This is a genomic window from Gemella parahaemolysans (genome assembly GCF_053758945.1).
In genome coordinates, this window is record NZ_JBSMTP010000003.1 from 107,073 (window position 1) to 130,776 (window position 23,704).

At 31.8% G+C, this 23,704-nt stretch carries 19 protein-coding genes and 1 riboswitch; of the genes, 7 read left to right on the plus strand and 12 right to left on the minus strand.

Annotated elements, in window-relative coordinates; all coding sequences use genetic code 11:
• Window positions 1–93: 93 nt before the first annotated feature.
• Genes ACWOBP_RS03445 through ACWOBP_RS03465 form a run of 5 tightly spaced genes read right to left on the minus strand, consistent with a single transcriptional unit; the run spans window position 94 to window position 3,631 of the window.
• Window positions 94–1,293, minus strand: a complete 1,200-nt coding sequence (locus tag ACWOBP_RS03445) for an ABC transporter permease (protein WP_455337470.1) — start codon at window positions 1,291–1,293, stop codon at window positions 94–96.
• Window positions 1,294–1,295: 2 nt separating this feature from the next.
• Window positions 1,296–2,198: an ABC transporter ATP-binding protein gene (locus ACWOBP_RS03450; protein WP_455337471.1), complete on the minus strand. Its 903-nt coding sequence runs from the start codon at window positions 2,196–2,198 to the stop codon at window positions 1,296–1,298.
• Between the two features lie 45 nt (window positions 2,199–2,243).
• Window positions 2,244–2,786, minus strand: coding sequence for a hypothetical protein (locus ACWOBP_RS03455; protein ID WP_455337472.1), 543 nt, complete (start codon window positions 2,784–2,786; stop codon window positions 2,244–2,246).
• A 4-nt stretch (window positions 2,787–2,790) separates the two neighbouring features.
• Entirely contained in the window at window positions 2,791–3,306 is a 516-nt protein-coding gene (locus tag ACWOBP_RS03460; protein WP_455337473.1) for a DUF2812 domain-containing protein, read from the minus strand.
• Window positions 3,299–3,631 (minus strand): PadR family transcriptional regulator, encoded by a 333-nt coding sequence (locus ACWOBP_RS03465; protein ID WP_003144244.1) that lies wholly within the window; start codon window positions 3,629–3,631, stop codon window positions 3,299–3,301. Before ACWOBP_RS03465 ends, ACWOBP_RS03460 begins: the two co-directional genes overlap by 8 nt.
• 314 nt (window positions 3,632–3,945) lie before the next feature.
• On the opposite strand from ACWOBP_RS03465, the gene ACWOBP_RS03470 reads away from it, so the two are divergent.
• The 3 genes from ACWOBP_RS03470 to ACWOBP_RS03480 all read left to right on the plus strand — a co-directional run bounded on the left by ACWOBP_RS03470 (window position 3,946) and on the right by ACWOBP_RS03480 (window position 8,523).
• Window positions 3,946–4,746 carry a DUF6612 family protein gene (locus ACWOBP_RS03470; RefSeq protein WP_455337474.1) on the plus strand — a complete coding sequence of 267 codons (801 nt, stop codon included), beginning with the start codon at window positions 3,946–3,948 and terminating at the stop codon, window positions 4,744–4,746.
• Window positions 4,747–5,707: 961 nt separating this feature from the next.
• Window positions 5,708–7,510 (plus strand): glutamine--fructose-6-phosphate transaminase (isomerizing), encoded by a 1,803-nt coding sequence (gene glmS / locus ACWOBP_RS03475; RefSeq protein ID WP_455337475.1) that lies wholly within the window; start codon window positions 5,708–5,710, stop codon window positions 7,508–7,510.
• Between the two features lie 132 nt (window positions 7,511–7,642).
• Window positions 7,643–7,755: riboswitch (FMN riboswitch) on the plus strand.
• 207 nt (window positions 7,756–7,962) lie between these two features.
• On the plus strand, window positions 7,963–8,523 hold the full coding sequence (locus ACWOBP_RS03480) for an ECF transporter S component (RefSeq protein ID WP_455337476.1): 561 nt from the start codon (window positions 7,963–7,965) through the stop codon (window positions 8,521–8,523).
• Window positions 8,524–8,622: 99 nt separating this feature from the next.
• Here the strand turns inward: ACWOBP_RS03480 and ACWOBP_RS03485 are convergent, their stop codons facing one another.
• Complete coding sequence (locus ACWOBP_RS03485; protein WP_455337477.1) at window positions 8,623–8,979, minus strand: DUF1310 family protein; 357 nt, start codon at window positions 8,977–8,979, stop codon at window positions 8,623–8,625.
• 304 nt (window positions 8,980–9,283) lie between these two features.
• Between ACWOBP_RS03485 and hemH the strand changes: the two genes are divergently transcribed.
• A complete protein-coding gene (gene hemH, locus ACWOBP_RS03490) occupies window positions 9,284–10,615 on the plus strand; it encodes a ferrochelatase (RefSeq protein ID WP_455337478.1) in 1,332 nt (443 codons plus the stop codon).
• Window positions 10,616–11,269: 654 nt separating this feature from the next.
• On the opposite strand, the gene yidD is transcribed toward hemH, so the two are convergent.
• Window positions 11,270–11,521, minus strand: a complete 252-nt coding sequence (gene yidD, locus ACWOBP_RS03495; RefSeq protein ID WP_060913405.1) for a membrane protein insertion efficiency factor YidD — start codon at window positions 11,519–11,521, stop codon at window positions 11,270–11,272.
• Window positions 11,522–11,773: 252 nt separating this feature from the next.
• On the opposite strand from yidD, the gene ACWOBP_RS03500 reads away from it, so the two are divergent.
• Entirely contained in the window at window positions 11,774–12,208 is a 435-nt protein-coding gene (locus ACWOBP_RS03500; RefSeq protein ID WP_455337479.1) for a Dps family protein, read from the plus strand.
• A 70-nt stretch (window positions 12,209–12,278) separates the two neighbouring features.
• Here ACWOBP_RS03500 and yycI read toward each other — a convergent pair whose 3' ends face one another.
• The 5 genes from yycI to ACWOBP_RS03525 all read right to left on the minus strand — a co-directional run bounded on the left by yycI (window position 12,279) and on the right by ACWOBP_RS03525 (window position 18,358).
• Window positions 12,279–13,079, minus strand: coding sequence for a two-component system regulatory protein YycI (gene yycI / locus ACWOBP_RS03505; protein WP_455337480.1), 801 nt, complete (start codon window positions 13,077–13,079; stop codon window positions 12,279–12,281).
• Window positions 13,076–14,389, minus strand: coding sequence for a two-component system activity regulator YycH (yycH, locus tag ACWOBP_RS03510; protein ID WP_455337481.1), 1,314 nt, complete (start codon window positions 14,387–14,389; stop codon window positions 13,076–13,078). The genes yycI and yycH overlap by 4 nt, the downstream gene beginning before the upstream one ends.
• An 11-nt stretch (window positions 14,390–14,400) precedes the next feature.
• On the minus strand, window positions 14,401–16,326 hold the full coding sequence (locus ACWOBP_RS03515; protein ID WP_455337482.1) for an ATP-binding protein: 1,926 nt from the start codon (window positions 16,324–16,326) through the stop codon (window positions 14,401–14,403).
• Window positions 16,326–17,030 (minus strand): response regulator YycF, encoded by a 705-nt coding sequence (gene yycF, locus ACWOBP_RS03520; protein WP_455337483.1) that lies wholly within the window; start codon window positions 17,028–17,030, stop codon window positions 16,326–16,328. Before yycF ends, ACWOBP_RS03515 begins: the two co-directional genes overlap by 1 nt.
• 332 nt (window positions 17,031–17,362) lie before the next feature.
• Window positions 17,363–18,358, minus strand: a complete 996-nt coding sequence (locus ACWOBP_RS03525; protein WP_455337484.1) for a hypothetical protein — start codon at window positions 18,356–18,358, stop codon at window positions 17,363–17,365.
• Between the two features lie 283 nt (window positions 18,359–18,641).
• Between ACWOBP_RS03525 and ACWOBP_RS03530 the strand changes: the two genes are divergently transcribed.
• Entirely contained in the window at window positions 18,642–19,196 is a 555-nt protein-coding gene (locus ACWOBP_RS03530; RefSeq protein ID WP_455337485.1) for a flavodoxin family protein, read from the plus strand.
• A 499-nt stretch (window positions 19,197–19,695) separates the two neighbouring features.
• Window positions 19,696–23,637, plus strand: a complete 3,942-nt coding sequence (locus ACWOBP_RS03535; protein WP_455337486.1) for a YhgE/Pip family protein — start codon at window positions 19,696–19,698, stop codon at window positions 23,635–23,637.
• Window positions 23,638–23,704 lie beyond the last annotated feature (67 nt).

The following is a 23,704-nucleotide window of genomic DNA, read 5'->3' on the forward strand; positions in this document are numbered from 1 at the left end:
TTTTTATACTTAATTATAACCTTTTATGCAACAAAAATAAAAAAGAAAAGACTCAAAATTTTAATTTTTTGCGTCTTCTCTTCAGTAATTTTTCTATTTCCCAAATAATAATTTGAAGAAGTTTAATTTTTGACCATATCTTAATGTTGCTAATCTATATACTCTAACACTTGCAAATGCTACAAGTAATGTAGTTACAGCTAATATACCATAAGATAATCCTAATTCTTGTATAGAAACGTGGCTTATTGCATAACGCGTAAACATTACAAAATATGATGTAAATGGAACGTATGATAGAATCTCTGCAAGTTTAGTATCTCCTGTTGAACCCATAATATAGTAGTTTACGAAGAAAGCACCCATAAATGTTAACATCGGTAAAGTTATGGCTCCGTTAACATCTTCAATCTTACTAACTAATGAAGCAAATGCCGCATACATAAACATAAACATCACAAATCCAGTTAATGCAAATACTAACCCTACACCAAGGACTTTTAAGTCCACATTTTCTATAATATGTTTGATGTTATCACTATATTTAGAGCCATTGATTTTTAGCCCGGCGAATAAGCCACCAATAATTAAGCCCATTTGAATAAGTACCGAAACCGACAAAGCTAGTACTTTTCCTAAAATTAACGTTCTCGGACTTACAGTAACTACTAATAACTCCATAGCACGGTTACTTTTTTCCTTAACAACATTCATTGCAACTACACTACCAAATTGGATTACTGTCATATAAACGACAAATGTAAGAACATAAACTACTGCTACATTGATTGCTTGCGTCTGCATATCAGAATCTCCACTTACGTTTACAGGTACAGGTTGTGGAAGATGTGTTTTTACGTTAGTTACTTTATCGTAGTCTAAACCATTTTGTTTATAAACTAATTTTTCTACATTTTTTCCAAAAGCTTCTTTAAATTCACTACTACCTTTACTAAAGATAGATTGTTTAGATAAATATTCATAACTATCTTTAGTTAAAACAATACCCTCATCTAATTTTTTAGCTTTAATATCTTTTTCTAGAGCCTCTTTACTATCGTATTTTTTAGCTTCTTTCAAATCATCTAGTTGAACACTCACATCTTTTACTACATATGCACTACGTGTAAAATTATCATTGCTCTCACCTTTGAAAAGATTACTGTTAGCGATTGATGGAACAAATGTTATACCTATAGCTAAAATAAAATAGATTGCCATAATAACTTTCGTCGCTTTTTTCGCAAAAAATTGTTTAAACTCAAAATTAAATACTGTACTAAAATTTTTCATAATTACTTACCTACCTGTTCTTTAAAAATATCTTCTAACGAAGGTTTATAAAGTTTAAATTCTTCTATATTAAAACTACTTCCTGCAAGTTTTGCTAATAATTCTTTTTTAGCTCCCTCTTCTTTAAAATCAAGGAGCACTCCCTCTGGTACTAATGAATATTCAATACCTAATGGTATAGACTTAAGATTAGCAAGCAGTTCCTCTTTCGCAAAACCACTAACACTCAAAATCATTTTCCCATGTCCTAATTGTTTTTTAATGTAATCTAGATTACCACTTAGAGTAATTTTCCCTTTTTCTAGTATATTAATATCCTCACAGAACGTCTCCACAACTGGCATTTGGTGAGATGAGAAAATAACAAGTTTATCTTTTTTGATAAAATCTGTAATTATTTCTTTTAGTTTAGATACATTCACCGGATCAAGTCCACTGAATGGCTCATCAAAAACAAGAATATCTGGATCGTTCATAACACTTTGAATAATTTGAATTTTTTGTGCATTACCTTTAGACAATGTTTTTAATGCTTGTTTATTATCTTCTAATTCGAAATACTCTAACCATTTTTTCGCTTCTGTTTGTGCTGCTTTCTTCTTCATACCTTTTAACATTCCGAAGTACGTAAGCTGATCTACTAAACCAACCCCGTCATACATTCCACGTTCTTCTGGTAAATATCCAATTTTCACCTTACTGTGATCTAAAGGTTTCCCATCTAGTAAAATCTCCCCTTTATCCGGCTTGAATATATCTAACAAAATTCTAAAACTTGTAGTTTTACCACTACCATTTCGTCCTAAATATCCATTAGCCACCCCACTTTTCGCTGTGAAGCTGACACCTTTAAGAACCTTTTTATTACCAAAACTTTTCTCTACATTTTTAAATTCTAAAATCATAGCCCTTACCTCATTTCCTAACTTATTAAAAGTTAAATCCCTTTTTTATTCATCATTATTTTTTATTTCTTTTGTTAACTTGAAATGTTTCGGTAAAAACATTCCAAGTCCACCTATACAGTAACCAAATATACCACCTATTAATCCACCTATTAACATGGCTAACACATCAGGTATTCCACTATTAATTACCCATTTAATATTAGTAAAATACAATACCCCTATTATATTTATTAAAATAAATAAAACTATAAATCTTAACAATCTATATTTAACAATTTCTAATTCCGTCTCGGTATCAGTATATATCGGATAAGAACTCGAAGTTCCTTCAGCAAGTCTAAACAAATTATAAACTTGAAACTTATAAAGCTTCCAGCCACTTACTTTATAATACTCTTCTATCTCTGGTGTAAAGTTTTTATCAAAGATAAACTTATATTGCTTATCGCTAGTTTCTGAGACTTTCTTCATTCTAATTGCCACTATAGCCTCTTTATCGTATTCATATCCCTGAGCAGCAAGATGATTCATTTTATCCGCTACTTTATCATAGCTTATAAATACCGGAACATATTTATACTTCATAAATTCAATCCTTTCTTCTCTTTAAAAATAAATATTTTATAAAGAACGCTATATTTACAGCACCTAGTCCTAGACCAAATCCAAAAAACATTCCTAAAATAAAATCTATTACTTCAGATGCCATTAAAAATTCATTTATTATGTGCGCCACCAAAGCTATAAGAAAGCATCCTAACATGATTTTTCCATTAAATCTTAGTCTATATAGCCACATGTACTCTTCACTCAAATTATCTGTATATAGTGTAGTTGCTGAAGCCTCGCCCCGTAGTATCTGCCAAAAAATACCATTTCTAACTACTTCCCAACCGTTAAACTTATAAAAGTCTTCACGTTCAGCATCGAACTTTTTATCATATACCAGTTCGTATTTGTAATCGGTTCTTTCTCCTTTTTCTAGTAAAATTAAGAACCCCAGAAACTTTTTAAAATGCCACCCCTTAGCACTATATCTTTCTAATTTTTTCATGAGTCTCTTATTTGTTAAAGCGAATGTATGTATCACCTTATAATTACTCATCACTTCCACCACCTATAAACTTCTTAGCCACATCTAGTAGAAACTGTCGAAGTTTTAAATTTTTCTCCAAAACTTCCATGCCTTTTGGAGTAATATGATATTCTTTTTTCGAATTATCGATTTCTTTATCTTCAATCCAACCTACAGAAACCATTTTTCCTAGAGTCGTGTACATTGTCGCAGGTCCGATAATAATATTATTATCAGTGATTTCTGCTACCTTTTGCATTATTAAATAACCATGAATAGGTTCTGTTAAAACTAGAAGCGTAAAAAATATACTATCCGTTAATTCGCCCGTTTCATAAGGGCTTAACTTTGCCATTTTATCCCTCCTAACTTAATTAGAGATATTCCTTATCTATATCAATCATCGATATATCTATCTTTGATATAATTATATATCCATCATTGATACAAGTCAATAGATTTTTTATTATTTTCATAAAAAATATTAGATAAAAATATTCTTCTTAATTTATAACCTATATTATTTATTACAGATATCTAAAAAATGAACCTATAATGTAGTAATATAAGTTATATTATGATAGAATAATCCTATAAAATTAAAATTTATAAAAATAGATTTTTTTATACTTAAAATAATCTATTTTCATTAACGTTAAGGAGAAACTCATGACAAAATCATTAAAAAAATATCTATTACTTGTTGCAACAGTTATTCTTTCAGTTACCCTTGCTGCTTGTGGCACAGGAGCTTCTGTAGAGCAAATCGTTAATAAATCAGTAGAATCATCTAAAAACATAAAAAGTACAGATTTCGTAGCAACAAACAGCTCTGAAATTTTAGTTGGTGAACAAACTCAAACAGTTGAAAATACTGTAACTGGTTCATTAATTATCGATCCACTAACTATGAAAGCAACTACTGATGTTAAAGCCCAAGGTCAAACTCAAACCTTAGATCTTTACATTAAAGACGGTACTGCATATGCTAAATCAACTGGTCAAGATGAATGGGTTAAAAGCTCAAATAACAACATAACTGCTCAATTTGAAGGACTTAAAAAAATAGCAAACTCAGAACAAATATTAGAGTTCTACAAGAAAATTGCTAAAGACTTCAAGAAAACTGAAGAAAACGGAAATTATGTTCTAACGTACACTGGAAATGGAGATCAGTTTAAAGAACTTATGGTTGCTATTGCTAATGCATCTTCTGGAAATGAAGTAAACGCTGAAGCGTTCAATAATGTTGACTTCAAAAATGTTTCAATTAAACTTGTAACTACTAAAGATTTCATACCTGTTAATAATGAAGTAACTATGGAGCTTGCAACTAAAAACACTTCAACTCCAACTACAATGAAAGTTAAGCAAAACATCAAATACTCTAACGTGAACACTGTAAAAGAAATCAACCTACCTGATGAAGTGAAAAATGCTAAAGAAGTAAATACTGCCACTCAACAATAATAATATTACCTACTTACTCAAAAAAGTAAGTAGGTTTTTTATTAATCAATTTTATATTTTTATAATTTAAAAATTAAGGTTAAATTTTCATATACTTTATTTTAATATCTGAGTTTATGTAAATATATCCTTTCAGTTTACAACACTCCTTTCATCTAGTATAATAATGTGTACGACTAAAAATATTAGGAGGTAATTTGAATTTATAATTATAGCGCCCGAACTAAGTTCTAAAGGTTAAATTGAATTTAGTTGACGAGGAAAAAAGTTATCGAAAATTCGGCGGATGCTTTTTCGGAACCAGAGAATTTCGTTAGATAATGTACAATGGGGTGTACCTTAGTATCTTTAGGAACACAGTGACGACAAGATACTTAGGTACAGCGTATGCAACAGCAACTTAGTTTTTAAGGAAGAATGACGTAAAAAACTTTAGTTGCCACTGCTGGTGTGCACTTTACTATTTCTAGGAACGAAGTGACGACGAAATAGTTAGGTGCAGCGTATGCAACAGCAACTTAGTTTTTAAGGAAGAATGACGATAAAAACTTTAGTTGCTACTGCTGGGGTGCACTTTACTATTTCTAGGAACACAGTGACGACAAGATACTTACAGTGGCTACTAGCAAAATATTTCGTCATTTCATTCCTTATATTTTGAATAGCTGTTGTCTAAGTTACTCGATAAGGTTTCTTATCATCTTTTTAATTCAAGAAACCTAACGATTAACTTATAGCTACAACGTATGCAGTAGTTAAGGAACGCAATATTGAGTTTTAAAACCCTTCAAAATCATTATCACCTCTCTATATGCTCATTATGCCTTCTTTTAAGGTTTACATAAACTTTGTTAAGTATAATAAAATACAAGAAGTATAATATTTTCGAGCACAAATATATAAACTTTTATAGTACTTTCTATAAAAAATAAATTAAAGAAAAAAGCGAGGAATTTTTAATATGTGTGGAATTGTAGGATTTGTTGGAGAAGCAAATGGAGTTAAATTTTTAATCGATGGACTTAGCAGCCTTGAGTACCGTGGATACGACTCAGCTGGTATCGCTGGTGTTGTTAACGGAGAAGCTAGCGTTACTAAGTCTGTAGGTCGCATTAAAAATTTAGAAGCCCTAATCCCTGAAGGACTTCACCTAGAATTAGGTATTGGTCATACACGTTGGGCTACTCACGGTGGAGTTAATACAACTAACTCTCACCCTCACCAAAGCTTCAACAAACGTTTTATTTTAGTTCACAACGGAGTTATCGAAAACTTCCAGGAACTTAAAGAGAGATTTTTCAAAGGTGTAGAACTTGTTTCTGAAACTGATACTGAAGTTATCGTTCAATTAGTACAAGTTTATAGCGACCGCGGTCTTAATACTAAAGAAGCTTTCAAAAAAGCTGTATCAAAACTTCAAGGTTCTTATGCACTTTGTTTAATCGATACGGAAGATAAAGACACATTATATGTAGCAAAAAATAAGAGTCCACTTCTTATCGGACTAGGAGAAGAAAATAAAAACTATGTTGGTAGTGATGCTTTAGCAATGATTAAGTACACTAACAACTTCTTAGAAATTAACGATGGTGAATTTGTTATCGTGAAGAAAGATAGCGTAACTATCGAAGATAAAGAAGATAATGTTGTAGAGCGTGAAAGTTTCTCAACTAACTTAAACGCTGGAGAAATCGATAAAGGTATCCATGAACATTACATGATTAAAGAAATACATGAACAAGTAGGAACTATGCGTAACATCATCTCTCACTACTTCGATGGACATAATGTTAATATTGATAGCGAAATTATCAACAACGTAAAAGATGCGGATAGATTATATATTATCGGATGTGGTACGAGTTACAATGCTGGTCTAGTAGGAAGAAACTACTTTGAAAAATGGGCTGGTATTCCTACAGAAGTACACTTAGCATCAGAATTTGCTTACAACGTACCATTATTATCTAAAAAACCGATGTTCATCTTCCTTTCTCAATCAGGAGAAACAGCTGACCTTCGTGCAGTACTTACAAAATTACGTAGCGTGAATGAAGATTACAAATTCTTAGTACTTACAAACGTCGATGCTTCAACTCTATCTCGTGAATGTGACTATACATTATTACTTCACGCAGGTGTTGAAATCGCCGTTGCTTCTACTAAAGCATATACTGCTCAAATCGCAACACTAAGCATACTAGCTTACGAAGTAGCAAAACAACTTTCAAGACAACCTAAATTTGATATCGAGCAAGAGTTATCAGTAATTACTTCTGCAATTGAATCAATCTTAGATGATACAAAAACTATCAAAGACTTAGCTAAAAACTTATTCACAGAACGCAATGCATTCTATATTGGACGTGGAATCGACTACTATAGTGCATGTGAAGCAGCTTTAAAACTTAAAGAAGTTTCTTACATTCAAACAGAAGGATTTGCCGGAGGAGAATTAAAACACGGTACAATCGCCCTTATCGAAGAAAGAACACCTGTAGTAGCTCTTATCACAAGTGCTAAACTAGACTTAAATACACGTAGTAACGTAAGTGAAGTAGCTAGCCGTGGTGCTAATACTCTTATTATTACATTAGAAAAATTAGCACGCGAAGGTGACTACGCAATCCCTAACGTAAACGAAGATCTTGCTCCAATCGCAAGTATCGTAGTTACACAATTATTCGCATACTACGCAGCTTACACTAGAGGTCTAGATGTGGACAAACCACGTAACTTAGCTAAATCAGTAACAGTAGAATAATAACTAAATAATATATCTGATGGGAATAACTCAACTTAACAGAGTTGCTCCCATCATTTTTTAAAAAGTTAAACCTTTTCTCTTTACAACTTAGAAACTTCAGTTTATAATAAACTTATAAATAATAAATTTAATTATCTTCGGGGCAGGGTGAAATTCCCGACCGGCGGTTAAAGTCCGCGAGCGAAAGCTGATTTGGTGAAATTCCAAAACCGACAGTACAGTCTGGATGATAGAAGATATAGAATAAATAAACTTACACATGCAGTCTATTACGTATGTATTTTTGTTGTACCAAGTACAGTGTAATGCTTATTTTTCATACCTTTCAGTCCCGCTTTAATGTTTTTAAAGTGGTGTTTTTTATTTCTAATTATAGATTTAAAATACACCTTTTCAAAAATAATATTGCGGCTATTTTATTGCCTATGAAGATAGGAAAGAGGTTTTAAATGTATAAAAAAAATGTTCACTCACTAGTTTTAAGTGGGATGCTTGCAGTTATTGCTCTACTTCTATCTTTTTTTAGTTTTGCTGTGCCATTCTTGCCACCATTTCTAAAATTTGATTTTACATTCATACCGCTATTTATGGCGTTGTTATTATTAGGATATAAAGATGCACTTTTAGTGTCATTCTTAAAAAACTTCCTACACTTCGCTTTATTATCACATGAACCAATCGGATCAATCGCTAATATCGTGGTAGAATTTACTTTTATCAGTATCATTGTTCTTTTCTATAAAAAAGGTACTGCTAAGACTATTATCGGTGGAATCTTAGGAACACTAGCAATAACAGTATTCATGTCACTTCTTAACTACTTCGTATTACTTCCAGCTTATGGATATATTATGAACTTAGCAGACATCGCGACTAATGTGAAAACAATCGTAGCTGTTGGTATCGTACCATTCAACCTACTAAAAGGTGCTTTAGTAACATTCTTATTCTTCGTCACTAAGAGTGTTTATAAATCAATACCGACTAGTATTCGTAGCCGTTTTGCATAATACTAGATACTAATTAATTTAACCATGAAAAATCCTCCATTACATCACCTTACTGTAATGGAGGATTCTTTTTTTATTTCCTAGGAAATATCTACTAAGTTACTTATTTAATAATTCATCAAGTTTTTCTGAATGTGATACTTCTTCTACATTTTTATTTTTTTCATTAAGTACCGTATCAATATTCAATTTTTCATCATTATTCACTATTAAACGTGCATAAATTTTCTCTCCGACATTTCTAATACTCTCATAGTCAATTTTATAATCTTTAATTTTTGCTTTTGCAGTAAAGGCCAGTTTGTCTTTTTCTAAAATTATTTTTTCATAAAAACCACGTGCATCCGCTGTCTTTACATTTCTAACAATTTCCTTGTATTTAGGATTATTTTTCATATATATAACTCCACCAACTGCCGCAATAAAAGTTAACATACCTACTATTTTCTTTTTCATTAAAGTATTTCCTCCTTTTTACCTCAGCTAGTTAGAGATTCTTAAAATCTCTAATTAGTATACTTTTAAGTTAACTTTTATATTATTACTTTTTATAAACTTTTGCAATAGTTTTTTATAATATTTCTAAATTTTAAAGTATATTCCATCACTTATTTTACTGAGTAATATATATTTTAAAATTATTTACACAGTACTAGTTTATAATTAACAATAATTATCTGTAATAGATTAATAATACGTGTGTTTTAGTACAAAAAATGATATAATTATACATGACTAGACTATTTTGAGAGGTTAAAAAATGAACAAAGCTATTTTAGTAATGACATATGGAACACCCGAAGAATACACATTTGAGGGTATAGCAAAATTTTTCACAAATATTAGAAAAGGGGTTCGTCCTAACGACGAAGAAATTAATCTACTTTTAAAAAATTATCTTCGCATTGATGGTTCACCCCTTCAAGAGATAACACTTAAAGAAGTTGAACTTTTAAGGGAATCTGTAGAAGATGAATATAAAGTATACTTTGCCAATAAATTCTCTTCACCTTATATACCTAATATAATTTCAAAAATGGAAGATGATGGTATAGAAGAATGTATTTGTTTAATTCTTGAACCACACTATTCATTCTACTCTATTATGGGTTACGAAAGATTTATTAAAAGTGATAAAATTAAATTTAATATAATAAAATCCTGGTACAAAGAGGAGAAATTAATTGAATTCTGGGCAGATGAAATCAAAAAAATTATTACTGAAAAAGTGAAAGAAGATAGCTATAAAGTAGTTTTCTCTGCACACAGCGTACCTGAAATTGCTTTAAAATATAATGATCCATACGTAGAGCAAATCTTTGATATGACAAAACTTATAGCCGAAAAAATAGGTCTTGAAAATGAAAACTATACGAATACTTGGCAAAGTGAAAGTGATATTGGAATGCCATGGATTAAACCTGATGTTCTTGAGTACTTAAGAGAGCAAAAAGAACATCCTAAGCATTATATATTCGTTCCACTTAGCTTTATCAGCGAGCATATCGAAGTTCTTTTCGATAACGATGTTGAGTGTCGAGAACTTTGTGAGGAATTTGGAATAACTTATCATAGACCCCCTATGCCGAACTACGATTCTCGCCTAATAGATGCTCTTGTGTCAACGATTGAAGCTAATAAAAACAATCCTTTTATTTCGCATAATCCAGAGAAGACAACATTTAATGAAATGGATAAACCAAAAGGAGAGATGCCAGACTTCGTTAGAGAAATGTTAGCCAACAAAAAAGATGGCGAAAAGCCTGAAATGCCGGACTTCGTTAAAAAAATGTTAGCCAACAAAAAAGATGGCGAAAAGCCTGAGATGCCAGACTTCGTTAGAGAAATATTAGCCAACAAAAAAGATGGCGAAAAGCCTGAAATGCCGGACTTCGTTAAGAAAATGTTAGCCAACAAAAAAGATGGCGAAAAGCCTGAAATGCCGGACTTCGTTAAGAAAATGTTAGCTAATAAAGAAAATGAAGAAAAAATTAAAACTTCTAATTTAATTACAAAATCATTAGCTAATAAAAAAGATAAACTTGCTTTAAAAATACTTAAATCAATTACAACTATCCTTAATAAAAAATAAATTATTTTTAAATACTAGACTCTGACAATTAGCATCAGAGTCTTTATTTTACACAAATAATATGAAAATTACTTCGATATTCAGCATAGATAATAAATTAATAAACTTATTAATTTATTATCATATTTTATATAGTATGAAATACAACTACTAGTTTACATATTAAAGCAGATGATAATAATCACTATTAATTATATTAAAAACCATAAATTTTATTGCATAATTTATTTCCATATTAATTCATCTATGTTATAATGAAAGTGAAAAAAGAAGAGAAAAAAGAATTTTTAAAATCTTTAGGTGATGATACAGATAAGAAATTCATTTTATACTACGGCTTTGTTTCTTATAGAAAGACGCAGATTAGAGAAATCTTAACTGAAAGAAACAGGTTATAAAAATATCTATAGATTCATGGGCGAAATTACAGCATGGTTAAATACTGAAAACAGCATAGATAAATAACATATAAACTTTGCATTTGTGGATAATTATGAGGATTTACCTCACAAATACTTTAAGTGGATAAATTTTAGAAAGTTATTTCGTTAAGAGAATCCCATTTAGTTCTACGAATATAATCATTATTCTTAATATTCATCTAAAATAACAATTTCGCCCAAAATAAAGAGGCACCCAAACTTAGCGGCCTCTTTATTTTTTTCTTCCAAATTTGAATATATCTTTCTTAAATAAAGGTACATTATCAAAGTACTCACCTTTATATAGCGGATGACACTTTAATAATCTCTTAACAGTTAAATATGTACCTAAGAAAAACCCAAATCTCTTATAACTTTCCAAAGCATAACTTGAACATGTAGGGGAAAATCTACACGTTGGTTTGGTATAACGTGATATATATCGTCTATATAGTTTTATTAAAATTATGCATAATCTTGCCATAGATTCTACCCCTTTCGCTCTTTATTTTATCAACTAATAAAGTTTATTTCAAATTTTTAAATTAATAACTATGCCTAGTATTTATATGATATCGATTATCACTTATATTTTTTCACCTCAGGAAACATTGCTAAATCAACATTCTTTTTAGAGAATAATTCTCAATAACTTTTATAAGCTCATAAACTTTACACGTGTAACTCATGGTGCTATAATTTAATCATAAATAGAAAATAAAGGAGAGAATTTACAATGACACGTACAACAGAATTAAATAAACTTGTTGCTAACTTAACAGTATTATACACAAAATTACACAGCTTCCACTGGTATGTAAAAGGACGTAGCTTCTACACACTACACGAAGTATTTGAAAATTACTATAATTACACAGCAGAATCTTTAGATGAAGTTGCAGAAAGATTATTAGCTATTGGAGGTCGCCCAGTTTCAACACTTAAAGGTGCTTTAGAAATCGCAACAATCCAAGAAGCAACTGAAAAAGAAACAACTTCTGAAATGGTTGCAGCTATATTCCACGACTTTGAGTTATTAATCAATGACTTAACTCATCTTATGGGTGTAGCTGAAGATGAAGAAGATCAAGGTACTTCAGACTTAGCATTAGGATTAAAAACTCAATTAGAAAAAAATGTATGGATGTTAAAATCTTACTTATCTGAATAATAATACACAAAAAACTATTCATTACGTTTATCGTAATGAATAGTTTTTTCCTTTAATATTATATACCTATCTATAAGCTATAACCTTTTCTATTTAATACATTTAGATTAATAGCATCTACATAGTAATTACTAACTCGCCCATCTTTATCACTAATTTCCACATTCCATGTCGGTATCAATACTTGATTTTCCGTTTGAGAAATATATGTATAATATCCTAAAGTAGCTCGTACACGACAATTTTTAGGAATTAAATCTTCATGATACAGCCTATTTATAGCCTGGCTAGACGGAACTAACGTTTCATTCTTATCTTTTCTTATATTTGAAACACTTGTCAAAGCAAAGTTTTTAATATCTCCATTACTTTCAACGCTAAAGACAATTCGCGCATTTTTATTTGAAAAAACTCTAAAACTATCTATTTGTTGTTCAAAAATAACTTCATTTTTTGTTGAATTATAACTAGAAAAAATATAGTTCGCACTTAATTTCATCTTCTCTAATAAGAATGAATCTAACTCAGCTCTATAGCTACCTTTATTTACGTTAGTAATAGCATTTTCTGAACTAACTTTTAAAGCCGATGTCTTATCGACATTTTCAATTTCATACTTTAGCCCACTCTCTTCCTTGCGGATATCCTTCAAATCAGAAATTGTAACATTCACATAACCAAGATTATCTCGCTTTGTTGCATTTTCTTCTACAGTTATATTGTCATTTTTCATAGAACGTTCAATAATTTCCTTTTCCTGGACTATTTCTGTTTTATTCTTCTGAACTGTATATATATAAAATGTTAACAAGACAGCATTAAGAGCGACAAATAGGTAAATAAACAATGTCTTCATCTTACCCCAGTTCATAGTCTCTCTCCCTTGTCAATCATCTCTTTTAATTTTTTAAAACTCATATATCTATCATTATATTTTACATACCATGCTGGTACATAGCTAAAACTATTTCTATCTTTATTATAAATCTTTTCATAACCCAAAACTATATCACTTATCTCTTTAAGGTTAACTCTTTCATAAAGATAATTAATTACATATTCAGTCTTCTCAACAGAATAAAGTTCTGCTTCTCTTGATGAAAGATAAGTTTTCGTAAGTCTCTTCGGCGAAGTCAGCTTATATATTCCACTACTATTATCCTCAGAAATAATATCAGCGTGACCTTCTCTACTAAAGGCTATCGAATCCTTATAAGCTTCTTGGAAAATAGTAATTCCTTCTAGAGCAGTAGTAAGTTGATAATCCGTATCTCCCACATATCCAAGTCCTAAGAAACTCATGGTATTATTTATAGCAACTGTAGCCCCAACTTCTTTTCCACCTTCGTTTGATGGATTTGTATATACTAATCTATTGTTTGTAGATCGTAATATTCCATAGCCATCAGTCACTTCATCTTCATTACTTATTCTAAGATTATCCTTTTTCTCAAAAATATCCTTAGCTAATCTATTTAAACTAATATCTTCAGCACTATATTCATCTATAACATTATCTTCATCAGACTCTTTTAAATAGATATACCTATTATTTAAACTATACTTAGCGTAATTTTGTTTTTTCTCGTTAAATTTACTATTTACCCTATCATAAATTTCATCCTTCAGAGTGATTTGTAGATAATTTTTATCATCTTTTTTGTATAAATAAATCATATTCGGTCTATCTTTTAGTAAAACTATCGTATCAAATTCCAAACTTATATTAGAATTCTCCTCCGAGAAGAATAAAGGTTTTACCAAGGCAGAATCTAGAGTTACTTGATAATTTATCATAATTTTTTCAACATTATTCGATGTAATATCCTCGATATTTCTGTTTCTTACCCTAGACTCCACACTCTGACTATCCGAAATTGTCGTTAGTAAATTTTTTAACACTTTCTTGTTTTTTACGGCATCGACAGTTGCCACCTTCGTTATAGAATTTTGAACTATCGGCTCTTCTCTTGATCCCTCATAGTTTTTTACTACACTATCAGGAATCAAAAAGTTTAAAAGACTATTTTTATCAGACTCTATGGATTTTTGAGTAGTTCTCTTAGTAAAAATCTCATAGTCTGGTTGATAAGTAATAATAAGATAGGATAAAGTTAAACTCATTAGAACTAGTATTCCTAACACAACTGATTTAACAGTTTCTTTCCTTTTACTTTTCATATTATTTACCTCTATAACCATTCATCATCAATTTGTTCACAAGGCAGTGTTACAAATATAATACTTCCATAACCTTCTCTACTTTGCGCCCAAATACGACCTTTATGGGCCTCCACGATAGTCTTAGCTAAAGCCAATCCTAAACCTGTTCCTCCCATACTCCTTTGTCTACTCTTATCAACTCTGTAGAATCTATTAAAGATTTTGTCAATGTGGACTAATGGAATTCCTACACCTTCATCTTTAATAGAAATACTCACCCTATTATGGTGATAGTTCTGTCTTACCCTTATTGTAATATTCTTACCGTTAGGAGAGTATTTTATCGCATTATTTACAATATTATCAAATACCTGTGTAAGTTTATCCTGATCACCCTCTACAAATATTGGATTCTTAGGAATATGCTTTATAAAGTTTTTTTCAGGGTGCGTTAAGGCAAATCTATCCGAAATTTGTTCAAGCATTTTATTAATATCGATAAATTCTTTTTCATAATGCTCTTCCTTAATATCCATCTTACCAAGTTGCATTAATTCATTTACCATTCTTATCATACGAGTAGTTTCTTTATGAATAGTATCGATAAACTGCGGTGCAAGCTCTTTATCCTCAAGAACACCTTCTTCTAATGCTTCGATATAACTGTTCATCGTTGTTAGCGGAGTACGAAGTTCATGAGACACTGTAGATACGAACTCGCGTCTTTCTTTTTCCTGACGTTCTTGATCTGTTACATCATAAAGAACAATAATATACCCTTCCAACTCCGTCGACATTTGAGTTAAATCTTCCTTGTCTTCTTTTTCTATTTTAGAAATCTCAGCTCGTAAAAGTAGCTCTTCGTCTGTTTTCGAGGTATTTATAAGAAGGCTATCTTCCGCCTCTAATATCTCTTCTATACTTTCATATTCAGTGATATTAAGAATCTTCAGAACATCTTTTCCTATAAAGATTTCATCATCACGACCACCTAGCATATCTTCCGCACTAGTATTAATCAGAATTATTTTACCATTATTATCTGTCGTAATAATTCCATCCATCATACTTTCGATAATCGTCGCAAGCTTTCTACGTTCAGTCTCAGTAACAGCCTGCTCTTCTTCAATCCTCTTAGAAATTTGGTTAAACACTTTTGCCAAATCTCCAATCTCATCATCTGTGTCTATTCCGACTACAGTCCCATAATTCCCTAAAGCCATCTTCTTAACCTGTGAGCTCATCTTTTCAATAGAACTCGTTACAGTTTTTGAAGCTACAAACCCTATAACAGTTGTAATTAAAATTGATAAAATAGTTCCCACTAGGAAGATTTTCGAAATACTACTTACCTCTTGATAAACACTTTCTATATCTGCCATAATCGAGATTACACCGACAACTTCATTATCTTTTTTTACGGGACTTACATAAATCCAAACACGCTTATTACTATCAGCATTATTTTGAATTTGTTTAGTACTCTCTCCTGTTTTTATAACCTGACTTACCAACGGATCAAACGACCTTTTAGCAAGATACTCATCATTACCATTTTTTGAAGAAGTCGCTAAGATTTTTGAATCATTATCTATAACATTTACCAATAATAGCTTTTGAATATTAAATTCACTAACTAGTTTAGCTATCCCACTCTTTGAATCTCTATTACTCTTCGCTGATTCATCTTGACCGGTATTATCCTCTGTATTTTTCGAACTATCTCCGTTACTACTAACTTTTTCCAACTCTTCACGAACATGGTAGTTCAGAATTTTTTCCTGTTCAATAATATTTTGTTCAAATGTATTTACATTACTATTTCTTAGTTGCGTTGTAAAGAACAATCCGATAAGTTGTAATGAAATTATGTTAACTAACACATAAACTATTACGAACTTAGTTCGAATTGATGAAAAGAATCTTTTCTTAAATCTCTTTCCAAAAAAATTCATTACTCTTCACCTATAAAGTAACCAACACCACGACGTGTCATAATATATTCCGGTTGAGATGAATCATCTTCTACTTTTTCACGTAGTCTTCTTACAGTTACATCCACAGTTCTCACATCACCAAAATAATCATAACCCCATACCGTTTGCAGAAGGTTTTCACGTGTTAAAACTTGTCCACGATGTTGTGCAAGGTAGTAGAATAAATCAAATTCTCTACGTGTTAAGTCGATTTCTTCACCATTTTTCTTAATAACATAAGCTTCTGGATAAATAACGATATCTTTAATCACAAGATCTCCACCATTTTTTTCCTCAACAACTTCTTCTTGTTGCTTAGTAACACGACGCAAGTTTACCTTAACCCTAGCCATAAGCTCACGTGTTGAGAATGGTTTTGTTACATAGTCATCCGCTCCAAATTCAAGTCCAAGAACTTTATCTATTTCACTATTTTTCGCAGTTAGCATGATAATTGGAATATTCTTTTTGGTACGTACTTCTCTACATACTTCCATTCCATCTTTTTTAGGTAACATCAAGTCTAACAAAATCAAGTCTGGATTGTCATTAAAAGCAAGTTCTACCGCCTTTTCTCCATCATTTGCGACAATTACATCATACCCTTCTTTTTTCAGATTAAACTCTAATATATTAGCAATCGGTTCTTCATCATCGACCACTAGTATTTTATATTCTGCCATTTTCTTCCTCCTTAGATTTATACTAAGTATTAAATATATATTCCTACTTATATTTTTTATAAAATATTCTTCGGAGCATACTTTCATCTTTTCACCCTGTATCTCCTCATCACTATAAGAATATACATAGTTATCAATATTATATCATTTTTTCCAGTTAAGTTACAACTTTAAGCAAACGATTAACACTCTATCAGTTATGCGAAAGAGCGTGAGTTATCATACACACTTTAGTACTTTCGTATCAACCCCATCCTATAACTCATAACAAACAACTCCAATAATCTTATAAAAAACTCCTCATCTAACAAAAACGTCAGACAAGGAATCTATTATAGTTCTTCTTTTTTCTTCGCAATATTATCTAATATAGCCCTTATGAAAAATTCAAAATTAACATTATATGGATTTTTATTCAAATTATCTATTACAGTATCACTTGCTAAAAGTTCATTCAATCTATTTTCTATCTCTACTATACGTTCTTCTGAGAAATTACTTAGAACTCCCACCTCAGCCAAACTAAAGTCTTTATATTCCAGTGACAAAAGCTCGTCATTGTCTTTCTTCTCAAACGAACTACCAAAAGATTTCTGATAAATATCTAAAAAACTCTTAATACCATGCATTCCAGCATCTTTTACAATAATCTCATCTCCAACATAATAACCTATAGACAGCAATTCTGATATACGCGTAAATATATCATATTCAGAAACAACCCTCTTTACATTTCCTGTAAAAATCGCCTTCTTAATAGCTGTTTTCTTTACATTTCTAAGATAGTTCTTCATGCGAACGGTGTACAATTCACTGTCTTTTTCCTTATCCATAAAAATATCTATGCCTCCAACCAAATATATCGGGGCTGCATTAAAAACGATACTTTGCTGTACATCATACTCAATCGCAACACGCTGTGCAATACTTCCACCTAATGAGTGCCCTGTTAGAATAATATTATCACCATACTTTTTCTTCATACGTGTATAAAACCTATAACATGACAACATATGTTCCGCTTGTCCCAAACAAATACCAACTACATCAGCATACATATCTTTCTGTCTATCAAAATAAAAATTTGTTCCTGTATAAGATAAAATATAATTCCCTTCATTAGTATTTTCAAATAATGCTCCACTACTTCCTGTACTAACATCATAAAAACTACTTACATAGTTTATCTCCTCAGGAAAACTCCCTACTGTTTTTTGAAGATTAATATATTCTCTTATCATAGTCTTTGGAATTTTTACTTTATCCATAGCTTCTATATGGTATACAATAAACGATGCATAACTCGTTATCGCAAACAATTTTTCCATTGTCTTCTCCTATCACTATTTAACTTGATTTTTATATATTATCAATTAGTATTTTATCATAAACTATGAATTTTTTCATATTTTTTCAACAGAATCTCAATTGTACCCAGTTATTTTTCCAAGTTTTTTATTTTTTATCTCTATCCAATTTTATAATTGATTATTATTTTCAGTTATCGGTTTAAAACTAGTTTTATTTTTGTTATAATAGTTATATGGATTTAATTATTATAGGTTTAATTTTTAGAAATATTATTCCAACATCCTAGGTAGGAGGCTTATTATGAAAATTTTACTTGCTTATTCTAGTAAAACAAAAAATACTAAAAAAGTAGCTGAAGCTATTTACGAACAGATAAAAGATCAAGGAGAAGTAGATCTACTTGATATAAAAAAACAACGAAAAAAACTAGAAAAAGAATATGATTTCTATATTCTAGGTGCTTGGACAGATAAAACTAACGCCAATAAAAATATGCAACGTTTTATCGATCAACAGGAAATACATGGTAAAGATGTCGCTCTATTTCTAACTTGTGGTGTTCCACGTGAACATTATCACGCCGATGATTCTATTAATAATTATATCGCGTTTATGGAAGAGCGTAACAATAAAATACACGAAACTTTCGTCTGTCAAGGTAAGGTCGATCCAAAGGTTATGATAGTTTTCAAAATTCTTACTTGGCGTGATCCTAATTTTATTCACAAAGTTACGCCAGACCTTGTTGATATGGTTCAAGAATCTAAAAAACATCCTGATACAAAGGATTTAAAAGATGCTCAAAATTGTTTTAGCAATCTACTGGAACATAAAATATCACACGCATTAGCATAACTTAACACTAAAACAAAGGTAGTTATCCATTTTTAAGGATTTCTACCTTTTTTACACAATAAATATAATATACTATTTTTAAAATTCTATTTTGCCAATTCTGTTCTAAATAACAAGTGAATAGTGAACTATTTTTTTGTTAATTAGGATAATTTATATTAATACTTAATAAAATTATTTTAAGTAATATATATCTTTTTATAAGTTTAAAGAATAATTCCCCTTTTATAAAAATACCATTATTATCATAGATTATTCGCTAATTATTAATTTTAAAAGTTATAATTTTTATCTCCATTATATCTAATATACTCTATTATTAAATATTAATAATTCACTATTACTTTAAAATATTTTGACTTTTAGTATATAAAGTTGTAGAATATCTAAAGTAGGAGCGACTCGACAAAATTGATTTCTTCGAAATCACGATTTTTGAGTCACTCCCATCAAAATTAACATAATGGAATTTCGCCGACGAAATTTCTTTGGAGGAATTATGATAAAAAAAGAATTTAGTAGCCTTTTAAAGAGCAAAGGATTAAAAGCTACCATGGCTACCGTTCTTCTAGTTCCTGTTTTATATTCAGGAACTTTCCTAAAATCCGTTTGGAATCCATATGACAATACCGGAAACATGAAAGTCGGAGTTGTTAACCTAGACCAAAAAGTAGATTTTAATGGAAAAACTCTAGAAGTCGGGAATTCAATGGTCGAAAAACTAAAAGATAACAAAAAAGTAAATTGGCAATTCGTCGATAAAGATACAGCCGATAAAGAATTACGAGAAGGAGACTACTACATGGTAGTTACAATACCACAAAACTTCTCTAAAAATGCTACATCTTTATCAAACGATAGTCCAGAAAAAATGAACATCGACTTTACTACTAACTTTACTAAGAGTAAAAACGGTGAGAAAATCATGGAAACTGTAGCGAGCAACTTAACAAATACCGTTAAAGATCAAGTTGTAAAAACTTATACAGCTACTCTCTACAGTAAGTTTTCTGAGATTAGTTCTTCACTTCAAAAAGCAGCCGATGCTTCGAACCAGCTGAACAATGGACTTGGTCGTCTTAGCGAAGGTGGTGCGAAACTGAGCGGTGGTATCGATCAACTTACCGATGGTTCTGGTCGTCTTTCTGCTGGACTTGGTCGCCTTAGCGAAGGCGGTGCGAAACTGAGCGGTGGTATCGATCAACTTACCGATGGTTCTGGTCGTCTTTCTGCCGGACTTGGTCGGCTTAGCGAAGGTAGCGCTAAACTGAGCGGTGGTATCGATCAACTTACCGATGGTTCTGGTCGTCTTTCTGCTGGACTTGGTCGTCTTAGCGAAGGTGGCACTAAACTAAGTGGTGGTATCGATCAACTTACTGACGGATCTGATCGTCTTTCTGCTGGACTAAATCGTCTTAGCGAAGGTAGTGCGAAACTTGGTAATGGTATCAATGAACTTTCTGACGGTTCTAATCGCCTAACTACTGGACTAAATCGTCTTAGCGAAGGTGGTGCGAAACTGAGCGATGGTATCAACCAACTTACCGATGGTTCTGGTCGTCTTTCTGCTGGATTAAATCGTCTTAGCGAAGGTGGTGCAAAACTTGGTAACGGAGTTTCTCAACTTCAAGAAGGAGCCGGAAAACTATCAAGTGGCCTAAGCACATTAAATGATAAAAAAGCTGCACTAGTTTCTGGTGTAAACGAACTTACTGCAGGTTCTAACCAACTTACTATCGGTTTTGATACATTCAAAACTAAGAGCGTTATGCTAACAGATGGAATAGATAAATTACACAAAGGAAGCGAAGCATTTAAAGAAGGGCTTTTAAAATATACCAACGGAGTACTTACTCTTAATGAAAAACTACTAGCTAAAAAAGGTAATTTAGAAAAACTTAGCGCCGGAAGTGCTACACTTAACAACGGCATTGACAGATTATCAGATGGAATTTCTCAAATCAACTCTAAGCTAGCATCTAAAAAAGATGACTTAAATAGATTAGCCGCAGGTGGTACTGAATTAGGTAACGGTGTTGCTAAACTTTCTGAAAGCACACCGAAATTAGTAGATGGAGCAGATAAAATCAACACTGGATTAAATGCACTAAATTCTAACTTACCTAGCGACAGCGACTTAGCCGCTAAAAAATCTAACCTAACGTCTACATTAGACAAACTAAAAGGATTAAAAATCACATATAGAACTAACTTTAATCCACTATCTAGTGCTTTCACAGATTTGGGTGCTCAAATAGAAAGTCTTAAAAAAATTGTAAGTCGTATAGATACACAATCTACGACTACTATACCAGCTGCACCTACTCCAGCTCCTACTACTAATTTCTCAGGACTGGAACAAACACTAGCATCAATGAAATTAACACCTGAGCAAAAAGCTCAAATTCTTTCTGCAGCTAAAAGTGATGTAGCTGCTACACCAGCACCACAACCTACTACTGTTCAAAATAGTAGCAACAATAATAGCCAGGTAAAAGCAGAACTTACTTCAGCTATTAACAGTGCTGCATCAAAATACTCAAGTATGAAATACCGTGTAGGAAAATTAAACTACATTCAAACTCAACTTGATAAATTCGATGTAAACTCTCTTGCAGCTAATCTTGAAGGAACTATCAGCAGATTCTCAAGCATTAAATCAGCTGTTAGCCAACTTGCAACTGGAAGTGGTCAATTAAAAGCTGGTCTAACGATAATGAATGAAAAAACTCCTACTCTTATCGCAGGATTCAATCAATATAAAGGCGGAGTTGACGCAACTGTATCATCTCTAACTTCAGGTGAGTTAGTAAATGGACTTAACCAATTGGCAAGTGCTACTCCAAAATTAAAAGAAGGTGTTTCTTCTTACACTAACGGAGTTAACTCACTAACTACATCAATAACAACTGGAGAACTAGCACAAGGTGTTGGTACTCTAGCAAGCAAAGGAACTGAATTACAAGCAGGATTCAATCAGCTTTCAGGTGGTATCCAATTAATTCACGAAAAACTTCCTGAGTTAACCGGTGGAATCGACGCTCTAGTCAACGGAAATGCAAAAATCAATGCAGGACTTAACAAACTTCAGACTAAACTTCCTGAACTAAGCATCGGTATCCAAGAACTTGATAACGGTGGTAAGAAACTTTACCAAGGATTAACTGATATGAAAGCTAAAGCTCCTGAATTATTAAGCGGACTTAACAGTGCTAAAGATGGTTCTGATAAACTTCACAACGGACTTTCTGCTATCCAAGCTAAAGCTCCTGAGTTATTAAGTGGACTTAACAGTGCTAAAGATGGTTCTGATAAACTTCACAATGGATTATCAGCTATGAAAACTAAAGCTCCTGAACTTATCAATGGAGTTAACAGTGCTAAAGAAGGCGCTGATAAACTTCACAATGGACTTTCTGCAATGCAGGCTAAAGCTCCTGAACTTATCAACGGAGTTAACAGCGCTAAAGATGGTTCTGATAAACTTCACAACGGACTTTCTTCTATGCAAGCCAAAGCTCCTGAGCTTATCAACGGAGTTAACAGCGCTAAAGATGGTTCTGATAAACTTCACAACGGACTTTCTTCTATGCAGGCTAAAGCTCCTGAACTTATCAATGGAGTTAACAGCGCAAGAGATGGTGCTATTAAACTATCTGGTGCACTAACTATCATGCAAGCTAAAGCTCCTGAATTACTTTCTGGACTAGAAAAAGCTAAAGATGGTTCTGGAGTATTAGCAGATAAACTTTCTAGTGGAGCCGATAAACTATCAGCAGCCAAAACTGGAGATAAAAATGTAGACATGATGTCTAATCCAATCAAAACTAATATCAGCGACATCTCAGAAGAAACTAGTTACGGTAACGCAATGGCACCGTTCTTCTTAGTATTCGGACTACTTATCGCAGCTGCGGCATTCAACATTCTTTTCCCAGCTCGTAAAGCAAAATACCGAGAATCAACAAACAGCTTATTCGGTACAAGACTAGTATCAATGACAACATTCGCTATCTTAGCAACAATCATAGAAGTAGTAGCAATGAGTTTATTCTTTGACTTTAAAGTTCAAAACTTCGGAATGTACTTCTTCGGATTAATGCTTTCAAGTATCGTGTTTATGCTAATAACACACTTCCTATCGTACACATTTGGAAAAGTTGGTAATGCGATTAGCATTGGATTCGTAGCATTACAATTTGTTCTAACTACACCACTATTCCCTAAAGAAATGCTACCATCTCTATACAGTGGTCTAATCCCATTCACACCTGTATTCTACGGTGATACCGCTGTTAGACAAGCAGTTCTAGGAGGACTAACAAATGGAATTTACAACAGTGCAATATTAATCTTAGTTATTTTAGGAATAATATTCTTAACTCTTACTTACATCTCTTACAACAAGAATAATAAAGCAGCTGTGAATTTAGCAAAATAATAAATAAAAAAATCTAAGTAACATCAATATTTGTTACTTAGATTTTTTTGTATTCTTATAACCACCT